Here is a 17,282-nt window from a genome sequence, read left to right as displayed (position 1 = left end):
TGGCTTTTAACCAATTGGTCGAAGGTTCGAATCCTTCACGACCCACCACTTTTTAGACCTCTCCGAGTTAAACTCCCAGAACATCAAAGAATAGTCAATTATTCAACGGCTAAAATGACCAATGAATTTTTTGCCATTTAAATATCAACAGTTGGCTGTCAACCCATTAGCCGAAGGTTCGAGTTCTAGATGAACCACAAATTTAGCATTATTCCCCAAGTTATTTTAAAATATCTCAAATCCCTCGTACTCTAAATCAAAAAATTATCGCCATTGAATTTGATCATAAATATTTTCTAGCTCATCGCTTCAAACCATTCACTGATGCGGGCCTACCATACAATTATTCGATGCTCACGATTATTAAATACTTACTTTGATTAAATTTATTGCGCAATGACCTACAATTTTAGGTCATTAATCTTTTAAATTACTGTCATGTAGAGTCATTAATTTGATATAGAAAAATGATTTAACCTTAAGTATTAGTTCAATTATAAGTATTTACTTGTCTACTTTTGTCTTATAGACCTATTGCTAATGTTATCTGTTTGTTGATTGGTTCATATTGCTGAAGATTAGAACAATATCAATAGGGAGATAATAATGAGAAAGCAAAAGCTAAGTCTTTATGTTGCAAGCGCTTTGTTAGCGATGAGTGGGGGAGCTCATGCTGCAACCGATATGACTTTTGGTGGCTACATTAAAGCCGATGTAATGTTTAGTGATTATGGCAATGGGGCGCCAGAATCTGGTTCGTTGTCACGTCAGTTTTATGTGCCAGGGACTATTTATGGGACATCTGGAAACGGCCAGCAAGTTGTCGATTTTCAAGCGCGGGAATCACGTTTTAATTTTAAAACAGTTACTGATGTTGATGGCCATAAACTCACAGGTTTTATTGAACTTGATTTTATGACCCATACTGACGGTAACGAGCGAGTCTCTAACAGTTACTCTCCTCGTATACGTCATGCATTTGTCAGTTATGACAATTGGACTGTCGGTCAGACTTGGACTACGTTTCAAAATCCAGGCGCCTTACCGGAGAATCTAGATTTTGTCGGTGCCGCTGAAGGAACACCTTTCGTTAGACAATCACAACTACGTTATACCAATGGTAATTGGCAATTTTCAATTGAAAATCCTGAAACGACTGTAACACCGTTTGGTGGTGGAGGCCGAATCACCAGTGGTAGCGGCGTTGTGCCGGATTTTGTCGGACGTTATAACTTCAGTGCAGCTAGTGGTTCTGCATTTTCAGTAGCAGCTATTGTAAGACAATTAGATTTAGAGCAAGTTGTTGGAGCAACCCAGTACGATACTTCTGAGTTAGGTTATGGCGTTAGCTTTGCCGGTGTTATACCTTTAGGTAAAGATGATATTAAATTTACCGCAACTTATGGGGAAGGGTTAGGGCGTTATATGGCGCTTAACTATGCTAATGCTGGTGTGCTTGATTCCAATGGTGAGATCCAAGCGATTAAATCCTATGGTGGTTTCGTCGCATACCGTCATTGGTGGTCAGAGCAATGGCGTTCTAGCTTGACGGTTTCAGGTTTCACTGCAGACAATGATATTGCACTTACTGGCGGGGCTGTCAATAAAGAAGCTTATTCTGGCTATGTTAACTTACTATACTCGCCTTCAAAGCCACTCACATTTGGGGTTGAATATATGCATGCTTTGAATGAGCGCGAAGATGGTTTCGACGGTGATTTGAATCGTATTATATTCTCAGCTAAATACGCTATTTAGCCTATAAACTGATAACAAAAAGGCAACCTTATTGGTTGCCTTTTTTTATTTGAAGCTTTTAATACTTATTTAAGTAGATTGTTTTGGCGAACATAGGCTTCAAATTCAGTGCAACCACCAATTGGTTGTTCGTCAATGAAGATCTGTGGAACAGTTTCAACCGTTTTGCCGACACTTTTTGATAAGTCTGCTTTGGTGATACCTTCGACATGAATATCAATATATTTAAATTTGAAATCCGCACTTTGCGCCGCTAACTTTTCTGATAACTCAACTGCTCTAACACAATATGGGCAACCTGGGCGGCCAAAAATAACTACAAACATGGTGACTCCTGTTTAATGATCTTGGCAATTTATACCATATGTATTTTTCAAATGGTATTTGAACACAATTAATTTTGTTTTAACTCATATCGATTTTATATTTGCCTTGATAGTCAAAAAATGTATCAACTAAATCCCAACGATATTTGTTTTTCTTTAATAATAATAAATCAGGTTTTCTAAATCGGCTTTGATCCGCCAATACATCTGCTACTTTATTATATTGAGGATGCTTAAGACCTGGCGTGCGAGTGTGGCTTAGTACAAATACCGCATAAAATGCTTTGCGTTGTGCTGGTGTCGAAAAGTTAAACGTCTGCTTAAAATCATTACCCTCAATATCAATATATTGAATAAGTAACTTGTTGTCGTGCTCGAGTAATAGCATTTGCTCACATTTGAATAAATGGTGATGCTGAGCGTTAAGTACTTGCTTTAAGCGTTTATCAGGATCAATTAAGGTTGATTGGCAGGCGTTACAGATACGTGCCGCTATATCATTTTCAGCTCCACAGTCGGGACATGATTTTGACCTGAATCTAAAGTCACATTGCTGGTTGTCACTGATTAATCCTTGGCAGCGTCTTCCATAATGCTCAATTATATCGCCATCCCCATCAACTATCCCCCAAAAGATGTTTGCAAATTGGCATACAGGACAATGCACTTGAACAGGCACTGATTTACTATTGGGCTTAGCTTGGCTAACTTCAGGATAAAAGAGGTCATAGCCGTTCGCGGCGTAATCGATGATTAAACAATCGGTTTTATCCGCTGCTAAGCGTAAACCTCGACCAATCATTTGTTGGAATAGGCTCACTGACGCTGTTGGTCTTAATATCGCTATAAGGTCAACATGTGGCGCATCGAAGCCTGTAGTGAGCACTGCTACGTTGACTATGTACTTCAGGTCTTGGGCCTTAAAGCGTTGAATGATCTCATCACGTGCGTTATGGGGCGTTTTAGCGGTAATTAACGCAGCATCTTTGTCTAAAAGCGCCATCACTTCATTAGCATGTCTAACGGTTGCAGCAAAAATCAATACACCTTTGCGCAGTGCTGCAAGTTGCTTCACCTGTTTGATAATTGCTGTGGTTGCGCGGCCTTGATGATTAAGCAAGGAGTCTATTGCCATTTGAGGGTACTCTCCGCTGTCATTTGGCTCCAGATCACCAAAATCATATTGGGCACTCAGTCCGTCAAAAATAATCGGTTTAGTAAGATAACCTTTATTAATTAATGGCCGCATTGGCAGTTCAAAAATGCACTTGTCAAAAACAGCGGTGTCAGTATTGCCTACTTTTCCATGGTAATGCACACGGTATATCCAGCCTAAACCTAAACGATAAGGCGTTGCCGTTAATCCAAGTAATTTTATATTAGGATTTTGCGCTTTAAGATGAATAAGCAATTGTTGATATTGGCTCGTAGACTCATTACTCACTCGATGACATTCATCGATAATCACTAATGAAAAGGGTTGGGTAAATTTTGTGAGGGCTCGAGCCGCTGATTGAACGCTGGCCACTACCGTTTTACCATTGGCTTTCTTTTGATTTAATCCGGCAGAATAGATATTTGCTTCTTGTGTCAGTAAGCTTACCTTTTCGGCATTTTGAGCGACTAATTCCTTTACGTGAGTTAGCACCAGTACATTACCATTAGCAATGCGAGCTAGTTCGGCAATGACGATACTTTTGCCTGCACCGGTAGGAAGAACCAATACTGCTGATTGTTGGCTTTGCTTAAAATGAGCAATAGCAGCATCTACGGATTGTTGTTGGTAATCACGTAGGGTTATCTTTGCAGGTTTAACAGATGAGTCTTTCAATTTATTGGTAGTATTATTCTGGTTTGGATAAAGCTTAACATAGGCAAGGATTGATAAACCATATTGTGATGAATGAGCGCTTATTTATGGTAAAGCTAAATCAATAAACCATGGCTAAAGGTGATAAATACACGCTAATAGTATTTTTGCGAGATAAGCGCTGTTTTTTTATATAAGTTGGTGTAAATTCATTTACACAGTCAGATGATACTTATAAAAAAATAATAATGTATTGCCATCAGGAAAAACACTTTATGAAACGTTTACTGTTAGCCGCTCTGTTTATGGTTAGCCACATCGCCGTTGCTGAAGACGCTTTAGTCATAGGTTTATCTATTGAAGAGAGCGTGAAGCATTCTGAAGATTTAACCACGTCGGCATCCAAAATTGTCATGGGATTAAATGATACTGTGTCACTCAATGTTGAAGGTGATTATGGTGTGACAATCGTGTCGACAGAAAATAGCAATAATAAGGTCAATTTGTTGATCAGTTTACGTGATGAATCTAATGACGCTTCGGATTTACTAGGAGATAAAACAATCAGTCTTAAAGTGGGCCAATCAACCAGTTACAAGGTGACATTAAACGATCATTTATATGACATAACTATTGAGACCTCTTATGCTCCACAGCCTAAAACCTTAAACAATTAGTCATAGCGAACAAAACTGTTCAGTCCATTAATCTCAGTTAAAAAAATGCCCCTCAGTGAGGGGCGAAAAGAGAAATTGGTCAGGATTTCTCGGGTGGATAAGGTATTACAAGTTAGTTTATATTACTCAGTTTTGTTTAGGCGTGACTCAATTAACGTATCAATTACAGCAGGATCCGCCAGAGTAGAAGAATCACCTAAGTTGGTCACTTCATTAGCGGCAATTTTTCGTAGGAATCGGCGCATAATTTTGCCAGAACGCGTTTTCGGTAAACCGCTTGCCCACTGAATAAGATCCGGTGTCGCAAGAGCGCCAATTTCTTTGCGTACCCATTGACGTAATTCTTGGCGCAACTCTTCCGTTGGCTCAATCCCACGAGTGAGGGTGACATAAGCGTAAATACCTTGGCCTTTAATGTCATGCGGGTAACCCACAACAGCGGCTTCAGCAACGAGCTCATGCGACACTAGCGCGCTTTCCACTTCAGCAGTACCTAAGCGATGTCCAGATACGTTAATGACATCATCAACACGACCAGTAATCCAATAGTAGCCATCTTCATCACGACGCGCGCCATCACCGGTAAAATACATGCCACGGAACGTTTTAAAGTAAGTTAAGGCAAATCTATCATGGTCACCATAAACGGTGCGCATTTGTCCTGGCCACGAATCAAGGATAACCAGGTTACCTTCACCGGTACCTTCTACAATATTACCCATGTTATCGACTAGCGCAGGCTGTACACCAAAGAAAGGTCGAGTTGCAGAACCTGGTTTGGTGTCTGTAGCACCTGGTAGAGGACTTATCAGAATACCGCCCGTTTCAGTTTGCCACCAAGTGTCGACAATAGGGCAGTTTTCATGACCGATCACCTCATGGTACCAACGCCATGCTTCTGGATTGATGGGTTCGCCCACAGATCCCATAATACGTAATGAATCACCTTTATAGCTGCTAAATTGTTCTTTACCCTCAGCCATTAGTGCACGAATTAGGGTTGGCGCGGTATAGAGAATATTGACTTTATGACGGTCAATCATTTCACCTAATCGAGCCGGAGTTGGATGATTAGGTACACCTTCATGAATTAATACCGTCGCAGCATTCGCTAATGGTCCATAGACCATATATGAATGACCAGTGATCCAACCTACATCTGCGGTACACCAGTATACTTCGTCTGCTTTATAGTCAAACACATATTCGTGTGTCATTGAGGCATACACCATATAACCACCGGTAGTATGCAGCACACCTTTAGGGTTACCAGTAGAGCCTGAGGTATAAAGTAAAAAGAGTGGGTCTTCAGCATTCATTTCAGCGGGTAGACAGAATTCTGAAGCGACTTCCATGAGTGAGTGCCACCAGACATCTCGGCCTTCAACCCAATCGATGCTCCCACCAGTACGCTTAAGTACTATGACCTTTTCGACGCAAGTGACATCTGGATTTGATATGGCTTCATCCACACTGCGTTTTAACGGAATTTTTCGGCCACCGCGAACACCTTCGTCGGCAGTAATTAAGACTTTTGATTTACCATCAATCACCCTTGCAGCAATCGAGTCGGGTGAGAAACCTCCAAACACCACTGAATGCACCGCGCCAATGCGAGCACAGGCAAGCATAGCGACTGCCGCTTCAGGCACCATAGGCATGTATATGGTGACGATATCGCCTTTATTAACACCTTGGCTTCGAAGGGCGTTAGCAAATTTACACACATCGGCATGTAATTGGGCGTAAGTAATTTTGCGTTGCTCATTGGCATCGTCACCTTCCCAAATAATGGCTAGTTTATCGCCATGTTCTTCAAGGTGGCGATCTAAGCAATTGGAAGACGCATTGAGCGTGCCATCATAAAACCAATTGATCGAAAGGTTATGATCATCAAAAGACGTTTGCTTGATTTTGGTATAAGGTTTGATCCAATCAATACGTTTGCCGTGTTCTCTCCAGAAACCTTCTGGATTAATAATGGACTCCTGGTACATTTTCTTATATTGATCGTTATCAACCAGTGCGTTTTCTGCAATGTCACTCGGAACTTTGTAAAGAGATTGCGGGGTCATGGGGCTTCCCTTTCTAAAAATGGCGTGGTTAAAGTATCATCTGCAACAGGCTATCAGCACTATTAGACCTTGGTCTAGTTTTAAAATATCCTTAATATTTAGTCTGTTGCACGTGTTAATATGGTTATAATTGCTACAGAGTTAGTCTGTTATTTATGATGATTCTATTGTGTAGGTTGTTTTATGTTCAATACACGATGTTTTAGGTAAAAATAAAACAGATTTTTAATAATAATAAAGTGATATCGGACGTTTCATGAACTTAACCTTAATCGTTGCCGTGATTGCGGTGTGTTATGTGTCATTGCTGTTTATTTTGGCGTGGGGCGCTGAGCGGTGGTTCAGTAAAATAAACCAAAAAGCCCAAGTATGGATTTATGGGCTCAGTTTAGCTGTGTATTGTTCTTCCTGGAGCTTTTTAGGCACAGTTGGCCAGTCTGCCAATGATTTATGGTCTTTTTTACCTATTTTTATCGGCCCAATATTGGTGTTTACCCTTGGCTTTGGCATGTTACGAAAAATGGTGGTGGTGTCTAAAGCGCAAAACATTACTTCTGTTGCCGACTTTATTGCTGCCCGCTATGGTAAATCACAACTATTAGCGGCGTTGGTTACGCTAATTGCCTTGTTCGGCATCATGCCTTATATCGCGTTACAACTTAAAGCCATGGTGTTTAGTCTTAATTTATTTCAACCTGCTGACAATCCGCTGAGTCCTGTCGCTGTGCCATTATTGATTACCATGTTATTGGCTATTTTTGCCATTTTATTTGGTACTCGTAAATTAGATGCTACTGAACATAATCCAGGAATGATGGTAGCGATTGCCTTTGAGTCACTGGTTAAACTGGCAGCCTTTATCTCTGTCGGTGCCGTGATTAGTTTTGGGGTCTTTGATGGCTTTGGTGATATTTGGCAACAAGCATCAGATAAAGCATTGATCCAAAATAGTCATATCCGTTTAGAGTCTTTCTTACCTGAATTATTTGTTGGTATGGCGGCGTTCTTATGTATGCCAAGGCAGTTTCATGTGATGGTAGTCGAGTGCGGTGGCGAGCATATTTTAAGAAAATCGCGATGGATATTTCCAATCTATTTAGTCTTATTTGGCTTGTTTGTTGCCCCATTGGCACTCGCCGGTAAGGTGATTTTAGGTGATTCAGTGTCAGCTGATACCTATGTTATTAATTTACCTTTAGCGCTTGATCAACCTGTATTAGCTGTTGTCGCATTACTGGGTAGTTTGTCTGCCGCGACTGGGATGGTGATCGTGGCGGTGGTGACTATTAGCGTGATGGTGAGTAATGAATGGTTGGTGCCATTTTTGTTGCGAACAGGACAAATACGAGAAAAGAATTTTAGTCAGTTTTCTAAACTGTTATTAAATGTACGCCGTTTATCGATTGTGGTGATTTTAGGTTTTGGTTATTTAAGCTATTTGCTGTTTACCGACCGTGATTCACTTTCACATCTGGGGATGATGTCGTTTGGCGCATTCTCTCAATTAGCGCCTGCGTTAGTGGGGGGATTGTATTGGAAACACGGTAATCGAGCGGGAGTGTATCTAGGCCTTGCTGTTGGTTTTAGTCTTTGGTGTTTTATTTTACTTCAAGGTGCCGGTGAAGCCCGTGTTATTGGTGCAGACTCTGGTTTGTTCAATTCAATCACTCCCAATATTAGCGATACTTTGATTGCCTTATTAGCCAATATTTTTTGCTATGTGCTGGGTTCTATATGGTTTAGAGCGGGCGTTGCTGAGCGTATTCAAGCGAGTCACTTTGTCAAACCTTGGTCATCAAAGCAAGATGCTAAAAAACGCCAAGGGCCTATTTCACAACAAGATTTATTAATTTTGGCCAGTCGTTTTGTCAGTCCTACTCGTGCTTATGAAAGTTTTAGCCGTTTTTCGGCAGATGCGGTTAAAAGTGACAGTTGGTACAAAACGGCTCCAGAAGAGTTAATCGCCCATACGGAACACATGTTGTCGGGTGTGTTAGGCGCATCAAGTGCTTCACTGGTTATGGACTCTGTTTTACAAGGGCGTGATTTGGCTCTTGATGAGGTATTCCATTTAGTGGATGAGGCCTCTTCTAAAATTATTTTAAGTCAAGATATGCTGCGAGGTGCAATTGAACACGCTTATGAAGGTATGAGTGTGGTTGATAGAGACCTTAATTTAGTTGCGTGGAATTATCGCTATGTTGAATTGTATCAATACCCAGAAGGCTTTTTACAACAAGGTATGCCAATAGCTGATATTGTGCGGTTTAATGCTCTGCGCGGTTTTTGTGGTACTGGAGACATTGAAAACCAAGTTGAAGTGCGGGTACAACATATGCGAAATGGCACTCCTCATACTTCTGAGCGTGCTCGACAAGATGGTAAGGTTATAAAAATTCAAGGCAATCCTATGCCTGATGGTGGTTTTGTAATGACATTTACTGATATCACCCAATATCGTTTACAGGAAAAAGCTTTACTGGAAGCTAATGAAACTTTGGAAAGTCGGGTACAGGAGCGAACCTATGAACTGGCGTTATCAAACAGCGAATTATTAGAGGCTAAAGCGCAAGAAGAGCTCGCCAATGCATCAAAAACGCGTTTTTTAGCCGCTGTTGGTCACGACTTAATGCAACCGTTAAATGCTGCAAGATTATTTACTGCATCATTATCGCAATATCCAAATCTCGATTTAGAAGCGCGTACCACATTGACTCATGTCAATAGTTCGCTGAAAACAGCTGGTGAGTTACTAACCGATTTACTCGATATTTCTAAGCTAGACTCTGGCATGGTAGAGGTTAACCGTCGTGATTTTGCGATTGCAGAGATCATTAACGGTTTATCCATTGAATTTGATGCTATGGCTGCCGATAGTCAAATTTCGTTTTCAATGGTGCCTTGTACTGCGACCGTTAACTCCGATCCTTCTTTATTGCGACGTGTTTTACAGAATTTTTTAACCAATGCTTATCGTTATGCTCGTGGCGGTAAAGTGTTATTTGGTTGCCGTCATCGAGGTGATTTTATTGAGATCCAAGTACTGGATACTGGCTGTGGAATTAATGAGTTTGATATACAAGAAATCTTTAAAGAGTTTAAACGTCTCAATCATCCTAGTAGCCGTAATGTCAGTGGTTTGGGGTTAGGGTTAGCGATTGCTGACAGGATCAGTAAGGTACTTGATCATCAAATACATGTGAGTTCGGCTTTAGGTCGCGGTTCGATATTCTCTATTTCTGTGCCCATAGGTGAAACCATCAGCCAAACAAGCAATAAACCTTTACCAACACTATTGCAGCCTTTAGCGGGAATTAAAGTGCTATGCATCGACAATGAAGAAGCCATTCTTGCGGGATTAGAATCATTATTAAGCCGTTGGCAATGTGAGGTTATTTGTGCCAAAGATCTTGCCGATGCACGGATTAAGTTAGGCCTTAAAGGGGTGGCACCAGACATTATGTTAGCTGATTATCACTTAGATGATGATCAAAACGGTATCGATGCCATGAATGGTATTCGCAGCCGTTATGGGGAGCATTTACCAGGGATATTAATTACTGCCAATACCAATAAAGATTTGGTTGAAGATGTCGAAAGGCAGGGTTATCACTACATGGCTAAAATGGTTAAACCTGCTGCATTGCGAGCGTTAATTTCGAGTCTAGTTAAAAAGTAGGTTTACCCATTTTGGCAGTATTGCTGAGATTAAACATCACCTTAAAAGGATATTAGTATGATTGTGTATGGCGATAGCATGTCGGGTAATTGTTATAAGGTGCAGTTGGTGCTGAATCTGTTAGGTATTGAGCATGTATGGCAAGAAATGAATATCGCTAAAGGTGAAACGCAAACACCAGAGTTTTTAGCTAAAAATCCGCAAGGTAAAATACCGCTAATAGAACTCGATGATGGCAGCGTATTATCGGAGTCTAATGCCATTATGGGGTATCTTGCTGAGGGCTCTATGTTGATCCCAACCGATACTTATAATAAAGCGAAAATGTACCAGTGGATGTTTTTCGAACAATACAGTCATGAGCCATATATTGCCGTTGCACGCTTTATTCAGTTGTATTTAGGATTACCTGAGGATCGCTTAGCGGAATATCACTCACTGCACGCTAAAGGTCATAAAGCGCTTGCGGCTATGGAAGCTGAACTAGCAAAGCAACTTTTTCTGTGTGGTTCGCAATTTACCTTAGCGGACATTGCTTTGTTCGCTTATACCCATGTTGCCCATCAAGGCGGTTTTGATTTAACCCATTACCCACAGATTAATCAATGGTTACTTCGCATAAAACAGCAAGCTAGCTTTGTGCCGATGAAGCGTTAATTATTTACTGATTTTATGGATATTTTTTGATTTACATGTGTTGTCAGCCGCTATTCGATTATTGGTATTATTGATAAAGTATTAAATACTGAATAGGCGATAAAAAGCATAATAGTGCCGACTAGAGCATCAATCACGCGTTGAACTTTAGGCGTACCTAACCAAGGTGCAAGTTTAGCGGCACCAAATGCTATGGTGTAAAACCACAGTATTGAGGCCAGCATGGTACCAATAGCAAATGCCCATTTTTCGTTGCCATCAAAAGTGCCCCCCACGCTACCGAGTATCATTACTGTATCTAAATACACATGAGGATTAAGCAAGGTGACAGCAAATGTAGTGCCGATAATTGTTTTACGGTTATTGGCCGCTGCAATGTGTGTTGTAACGAGATACTGATTTCTCCACACACTTTTGAACGACAGAACAGCATAAACAACTAAAAAAGTGACGCCTCCCCAACCTATCAGTAGCATTAACCATTCACTGCTGGCGATTAATTTTCCTCCGCCAAAAATGCCCAGACCAATTAATAACACATCACACAACATGCAAATTGTCGCCGCGAGAAAATGATGATTGCGTTTTATTCCTTGGCTTAATATGTATGAGTTTTGTGCGCCAATAGGAATAATCATTCCTAAGCCGAGAATAAGTCCTTGAAATAATGCGGAGGTAGTCATGAGTATCCTAGTAACGAGCAATGTAATTAATTGCTAAAGTAGCAATAGTTTTGATATAAATTAAATTAATAATTTTTCTGTTGTATAAGAATAATTAATGAAAGATGTCAAGATACTGGCTACGATGACTTAAGAGGATTTAATAAGTTGGTAAAATAATGAGTAATCTTGATTATAAATTACTGCAGGCATTAAGCTGTGTGATTAAAGAACAAAGTTTTGAGCGTGCGGCTGGCGTATTGTGTTTAACACAATCGGCGGTGTCGCAACGAATAAAGCAGTTAGAACAACATTTTGCTCAACCAGTATTAATTAGAGGCCAGCCGATTGAAGCCACAGATTTAGGTAAGCAGCTATTAAAACACTATTACCAAGTTGTGCAGTTAGAAGCCGACTTACTTCCTAGCGCTATGCCGCATTCACCCCAAACACCGTTAACCTTGCATATTGCCACCAATGCAGACAGCTTAGCCACCTGGCTAATTCCGGCAATAGCCCCGGTGATTAAGTCACATTTAATAGAAATTAATCTGCTCATTGAAGGTGAAGACCGCACGATTAATAGGTTAAAGGATGGCCAAGCTTTTGGGGCTATTTCTGTGCAATCTACACCTATTAAAGGTTGCCAATTGGCTCGGCTAGGAAATGTTGACTATCTGTTGGTTGCGTCACCTGAGTTTAGTCGTCATTACTTCCCTAACGGAATTAGTGCTGACAGTCTTAGAAAAGCACAGGGTATCGCTTTTGATCATAAAGACAATATGCACACACGATACATTCAACAGCATTTTGGACTCACGCAAGGTGAATATCCATTACATACTGTACGTTCATCAGATGCCTTTGTGACCATGGCCAAGCACGGTGCGGCATATGGCTTAGTGCCAAAAACGCAAATTAAACCGGAGCTGGCTTCAGGTGAGTTAGTGCATATATGTAAAGAGCATATCATCACTGAAACGCTTTACTGGCACCATTGGATTTTACTTAAAGGTGTTTATAAAGACGTTTCAGATGCGATTGTTGCCCACGCTCAAGCGGTATTAGATTAAGCGAAACTGAGACTGACCCAAACTGAGTCTTACCTAAACTGAGACTTACCCAATCTGAGATTTGCCCAGTTTTGATTATCCATGGCTAATCAAAGTTTGATTATCTTCGCTGGGGACAATGGTGTCGGCAACAGATAACATGGCAGAGGTTAATAGGGTTAATTGTTCTGCGCTAATGGTATATGGCGGCATGATGTAGATATAGCGACTAAAAGGCCTTACCCACACACCTAAATCAACAAAGGCTTTTTGCAAGGCTGCGGTATTAACTGGCGAGAGCATTTCTATTACTCCGACACTGCCGAGCACTCTCACATCTTTTACCTGCTTTGACGCCATGGCAGCGGGCAAGGTGCGTGTTAAATGTGCTTCAATGTCTTTTACCTGCTGTTGCCAATCGCCTTTAAGCAGTAAGTCTAAGCTGGCGGTTGCTGCTGCACATGCCAACGGGTTACCCATAAAAGTGGGCCCATGCATAAACACGCCAGCGGGCGAATCACTAATACCACAGGCCACTTCGTCACTGCATAAGGTGGCAGCAAGACTAATATATCCACCAGTTAAGGCTTTACCAACACACAAAATATCGGCCTCAATATTGGCATGCTCATAAGCAAATAGGGTGCCAGTACGGCCAAATCCAGTGGCTATTTCATCTAATATCAGTAACACATCATATTGGTCACAAAGTTGCCGCAGTTTAACCAGATAAGCTGGGGAGTAAAAACGCATTCCGCCAGCACCTTGCATGATGGGTTCAATAATTACCGCGGCGATATCTTGGTGGTGTTGCGTAAATGCGGCATCTAACGCGAGTGTATCGGTTTGATTAAGCGGATCATTAAACTTAGACGTTGGCGCAGGGATAAATACTTGTTTAGTCACATTGTTGCCAAACATGGTATGCATTCCACCGTCTGGATCGCACACGCTCATCGCTGCAAAGGTATCACCGTGATAACCACTTTTTACGGTCATAATGCGTTGTTTTTGTGGCTGATTGCGGCCTTGCCAATATTGCAGCGCCATTTTTAAGGCGACTTCAACTGCAATCGAACCAGAATCGGCTAAAAAGACTTTGGTTAAATTGGCGCTGGTCATCTGCACTAAACGTTTTGACGTCTCAATCGCGGGTTGGTGGGTTATGCCGCCAAACATGACATGACTCAGTGTTGACAGCTGTTGTTGCATTGCAGCAACAATGGTCGGATGACTGTAACCGTGCACACATGACCACCATGAACTCGTGCCATCAATAAGCACTTTACCGCTGTCTAATGTCAGTTCACATCCCTGGGCCGAAACGACGCCATATACAGGCAGAGACTGGGTCATCGAGGTATAAGGGTGCCAAATGTGTTGTTGATCGAAAGCGTAGTCGATAGTGGTGTTTGTGTCGGAAAATGCCATAATTATAAGTGCTCGTTTTTTGACCGCTAGTAAAGCGTGAAATGGTTACTGCGTTGACAGTTTACGGACTCAGGGTATCCTAGCCAACATAAAATCAAAATAAAGGAATGATCCATGTCGTTAGCTGAAGTTCGTCACGATTGGCAAAAAACAGAAATCGAGGCATTATTTGCGTTGCCTATGAATGATTTATTGTTTAAAGCCCACAGTATTCATCGTGAAACATTTGACCCTAACGAAGTGCAGATCAGTCGTCTTTTATCGATTAAAACCGGTGCATGCCCAGAGGACTGTAAATATTGTCCACAAAGTGCGCGCTATGATACCGGTCTAGAAAAAGAACGTTTACTTGAAATTGAAAAGGTATTAACCGAGGCTAAAAGCGCTAAAGCTGCTGGTGCATCACGTTTTTGCATGGGCGCGGCTTGGCGCAACCCGCGTGACAAAGACATGCCATATTTAACACAAATGGTAAAAGATGTCCGTGCTTTGGGCATGGAAACCTGTATGACATTAGGCATGTTATCGCCTGACCAAGCCAGCAGATTGGCTGATGCAGGTTTAGATTATTACAACCATAACCTTGATACCTCACCAGAATATTACGGCGATGTTATCACCACTCGTACTTATCAAAGTCGTTTAGATACGCTGACAAACGTGCGAGCTTCTGGGATGAAAGTCTGTTCTGGCGGGATTGTCGGTATGGGCGAACAAGCCAGCGATCGCGCAGGTTTATTGCAGCAACTTGCTAATTTAGAACAACATCCAGATTCGGTACCGATCAACATGTTAGTAAAAGTGGCCGGTACACCGTTTGAGAATATTGATGATCTTGACCCGCTTGAATTTGTCCGCACCATAGCAGTGGCTCGGATTATTATGCCTAAGTCGCGGGTGCGTTTGTCTGCCGGACGTGAAAGCATGAGTGATGAACTGCAATCAATGTGTTTTTTTGCGGGGGCTAATTCAATTTTCTACGGTTGTAAGCTATTAACTACGTCAAATCCAGAAGAAAATGATGACATGAGTTTATTCCGACGTTTAGGGTTACATCCTGAGCAAGGTCCACAAGCCAACATCGAATCTGATAGCGCATTATTAGCCAAAGCGAGTGCTAAGCAAGATAAGTCGACTAAGCAGTTTTTTGATGCAGCTGCGCTATAATTTTACATGACGTTATTAGGCCAGACTGATATGGGGCAGCACCCATTAACCGAGCGGATAAGTAATAAGCTTGCGGATCTGCAGGCGGCAGGCCTTTTACGCCAACGACATGTGTCGGAAACCAAGCCACATGCAATGGTTGATTTTAGCCATAATGATTATTTAGGCTTAGCCCATGAACCTGCTTTAGTTCGAGCTCTGTATGCTGGAGCGCAGCAGTATGGTGTTGGCAGCCGTGCATCACCTCTTGTTAGTGGTTATAACCAAGCCCATTTTGCCCTTGAACAGCGTTTATGCGAGCTGACGGGGCATCAAGCGTGTATGTTATTTAGTTCTGGTTTTAGCGCTAACAACGCGTTAATGAAAACCTTGTTTCGTAACAAGGATACTGTCTTAGCCGACAAGTTAGTGCATGCCTCAGTAATTGATGGCTTAAAAGACAGTGGTAGTCAGATTCGGCGCTTTTTACATAACGATGTTAACAGTGCAACGCGACTGATCGAGCGCAACCCTCATACAGCTGTGGTTACTGAAAGTGTATTCAGTATGGACGGTGACATTGCCCCGATAGCTGAATTATCTCGCTTATGTCAGCAACATAATTGTTGGCTGATTGTCGATGATGCCCATGGCTTTGGGGTATTACCTAGCTCGTTTGTTAATGCCAATAATGTGGATATTCAGGTGGTGACATTCGGCAAAGCGTTAGGAGGTCAAGGCGCGGCAATTTTAGCCTCTAAAAATGTGATTGATTACTTAGTGGCAACTTCGCGTGAATATATTTATTCTACCGCGTTATCGCCCGCAAATGCTCAGTTGGCATTAGCGGCGATTAATTGGCAGCAAGACCATCCACAGTTATTAACACAATTAACGGCAAACATCGCCTTATTCAGGCAAGTTGCACTTGAGCATCAACTTGAGATCACGCCTTCAATGACAGCGATCCAGCCGATTATGATTGGCGATAATCATCGCGTTTTAGTTATTGCTGAGCACCTAAAACAACAAGGTTTTTTGGTGGGGGCTATTCGCTCACCAACGGTGCCAATCGGGCAGGCCCGTCTTCGTATTACGTTAAATGCACAGCATCAAGCCAGCGATATTTGTGCACTGGTTAGTGCAGTGGCCCAGCTTATTCAGCACAATGATGTTAATGATATTTAGTAAGCAGCATTAGCACTCAGGCAGTAGCTAAATAAATCGTATCTTTGAGAACCCTCATGACGTTAGATAACTCGGTTGCAAACAAGTTTTCAAGAGCAGCACCTTTGTATAAGCAACATGATGTGTTGCAGCGTATGAGTGCTCAGCAATTATTACAGCATGCCAATTTATATGGCACTCTACTTGATATTGGAGCCGGTCCGGGTACATGTTTTAAAGCTTTCAATGACGTGAAACAGGTTATCGCGGCAGATATTGCGCATGGCATGCTAACGCAATTGGCGCAACAGTATTCTGATTACTTATGCCTTTGTTGTGACGCTCAAGCGCTGGGTTTACAAAGTGAATCTATTGACAGCATTTATTCCAATTTAGCTTTGCAGTGGTGTCAGACGCTACCCAAAGCTTTTAATGAATTTCATCGCGTATTACGAGTGGGCGGTGAATGCCATCTCAGTGTTGTTATTGATGGCAGCTTGGCTGAATTGCAAACGTTAGGGTTTCACGTCAATCAATTTCACTCGGTATCAGCCCTTAAGTCTGCTTTTATCACCTCGCAAACAATGCCTCCTGATTGGGATAGTATCGATATCCAGGTTGAGACTATTACGGTTTATTTTGCCGACTTACGTAGCTTACTTTATTCAATTAAAGGGGTGGGGGCATCCAGTGCTCAAGCAGATGAGGAAAAGCAACGCGCAGTGTTGAGCAAACAACAATGGCAGCAACGGGTTGCATTAGCTGAAACCTTACGTACCGACAAAGGTTTACCATTAACTTATCAAATTGCGTATATCCGCGCTAAACGAGGCTGAAGCTAT

Annotated in this window: 13 protein-coding genes; 8 read left to right on the top strand and 5 right to left on the bottom strand. The window is 41.8% G+C overall.

All coding sequences use genetic code 11. The features are described 5' to 3' along the window. Window positions 1–606 precede the first annotated feature (606 nt). Window positions 607–1,758: a DcaP family trimeric outer membrane transporter gene (locus ACED29_RS06070; protein ID WP_182696958.1), complete on the top strand. Its 1,152-nt coding sequence runs from the start codon at window positions 607–609 to the stop codon at window positions 1,756–1,758. 65 nt (window positions 1,759–1,823) lie between these two features. Here ACED29_RS06070 and ACED29_RS06065 read toward each other — a convergent pair whose 3' ends face one another. Together ACED29_RS06065 and ACED29_RS06060 are read right to left on the bottom strand one after the other, a co-directional pair. Beyond that, entirely contained in the window at window positions 1,824–2,084 is a 261-nt protein-coding gene (locus ACED29_RS06065; RefSeq protein WP_124015707.1) for a GrxA family glutaredoxin, read from the bottom strand. A 79-nt stretch (window positions 2,085–2,163) separates the two neighbouring features. Then, window positions 2,164–3,915 (bottom strand): DEAD/DEAH box helicase family protein, encoded by a 1,752-nt coding sequence (locus ACED29_RS06060; protein ID WP_371697272.1) that lies wholly within the window; start codon window positions 3,913–3,915, stop codon window positions 2,164–2,166. Between the two features lie 254 nt (window positions 3,916–4,169). On the opposite strand from ACED29_RS06060, the gene ACED29_RS06055 reads away from it, so the two are divergent. Beyond that, window positions 4,170–4,571 carry a hypothetical protein gene (locus ACED29_RS06055; protein ID WP_124015709.1) on the top strand — a complete coding sequence of 134 codons (402 nt, stop codon included), beginning with the start codon at window positions 4,170–4,172 and terminating at the stop codon, window positions 4,569–4,571. A gap of 122 nt (window positions 4,572–4,693) precedes the next feature. Here the strand turns inward: ACED29_RS06055 and acs are convergent, their stop codons facing one another. Next, window positions 4,694–6,646 carry an acetate--CoA ligase gene (acs, locus tag ACED29_RS06050; protein ID WP_124015710.1) on the bottom strand — a complete coding sequence of 651 codons (1,953 nt, stop codon included), beginning with the start codon at window positions 6,644–6,646 and terminating at the stop codon, window positions 4,694–4,696. Window positions 6,647–6,902: 256 nt separating this feature from the next. Between acs and ACED29_RS06045 the strand changes: the two genes are divergently transcribed. Continuing rightward, window positions 6,903–10,325: a PAS domain-containing hybrid sensor histidine kinase/response regulator gene (locus ACED29_RS06045; RefSeq protein WP_124015711.1), complete on the top strand. Its 3,423-nt coding sequence runs from the start codon at window positions 6,903–6,905 to the stop codon at window positions 10,323–10,325. 57 nt (window positions 10,326–10,382) lie between these two features. Continuing rightward, window positions 10,383–10,982 carry a glutathione S-transferase family protein gene (locus ACED29_RS06040; RefSeq protein WP_371697271.1) on the top strand — a complete coding sequence of 200 codons (600 nt, stop codon included), beginning with the start codon at window positions 10,383–10,385 and terminating at the stop codon, window positions 10,980–10,982. Between the two features lie 50 nt (window positions 10,983–11,032). Here ACED29_RS06040 and ACED29_RS06035 read toward each other — a convergent pair whose 3' ends face one another. Next, complete coding sequence (locus ACED29_RS06035) at window positions 11,033–11,665, bottom strand: LysE/ArgO family amino acid transporter (RefSeq protein ID WP_371697270.1); 633 nt, start codon at window positions 11,663–11,665, stop codon at window positions 11,033–11,035. A 158-nt stretch (window positions 11,666–11,823) separates the two neighbouring features. Between ACED29_RS06035 and ACED29_RS06030 the strand changes: the two genes are divergently transcribed. Next, window positions 11,824–12,717 (top strand): LysR family transcriptional regulator ArgP, encoded by an 894-nt coding sequence (locus ACED29_RS06030; RefSeq protein ID WP_371697269.1) that lies wholly within the window; start codon window positions 11,824–11,826, stop codon window positions 12,715–12,717. A 75-nt stretch (window positions 12,718–12,792) separates the two neighbouring features. On the opposite strand, the gene bioA is transcribed toward ACED29_RS06030, so the two are convergent. Then, window positions 12,793–14,127 (bottom strand): adenosylmethionine--8-amino-7-oxononanoate transaminase, encoded by a 1,335-nt coding sequence (gene bioA / locus ACED29_RS06025; RefSeq protein WP_371697268.1) that lies wholly within the window; start codon window positions 14,125–14,127, stop codon window positions 12,793–12,795. 114 nt (window positions 14,128–14,241) lie between these two features. On the opposite strand from bioA, the gene bioB reads away from it, so the two are divergent. The 3 genes from bioB to ACED29_RS06010 are packed head-to-tail and all read left to right on the top strand — an operon-like array spanning window position 14,242 to window position 17,276. Next, window positions 14,242–15,294, top strand: coding sequence for a biotin synthase BioB (gene bioB / locus ACED29_RS06020; protein ID WP_182741231.1), 1,053 nt, complete (start codon window positions 14,242–14,244; stop codon window positions 15,292–15,294). Between the two features lie 6 nt (window positions 15,295–15,300). Continuing rightward, complete coding sequence (locus tag ACED29_RS06015) at window positions 15,301–16,461, top strand: aminotransferase class I/II-fold pyridoxal phosphate-dependent enzyme (protein ID WP_371697267.1); 1,161 nt, start codon at window positions 15,301–15,303, stop codon at window positions 16,459–16,461. Window positions 16,462–16,517: 56 nt separating this feature from the next. Continuing rightward, complete coding sequence (locus ACED29_RS06010; protein WP_371697266.1) at window positions 16,518–17,276, top strand: methyltransferase domain-containing protein; 759 nt, start codon at window positions 16,518–16,520, stop codon at window positions 17,274–17,276. Window positions 17,277–17,282: the final 6 nt, after the last annotated feature.

Source organism: Shewanella sp. 5S214 (assembly GCF_041439795.1).
Taxonomy (GTDB): domain Bacteria; phylum Pseudomonadota; class Gammaproteobacteria; order Enterobacterales; family Shewanellaceae; genus Shewanella; species Shewanella vesiculosa.
This window is presented reverse-complemented; position numbering and strand designations above follow the sequence as displayed.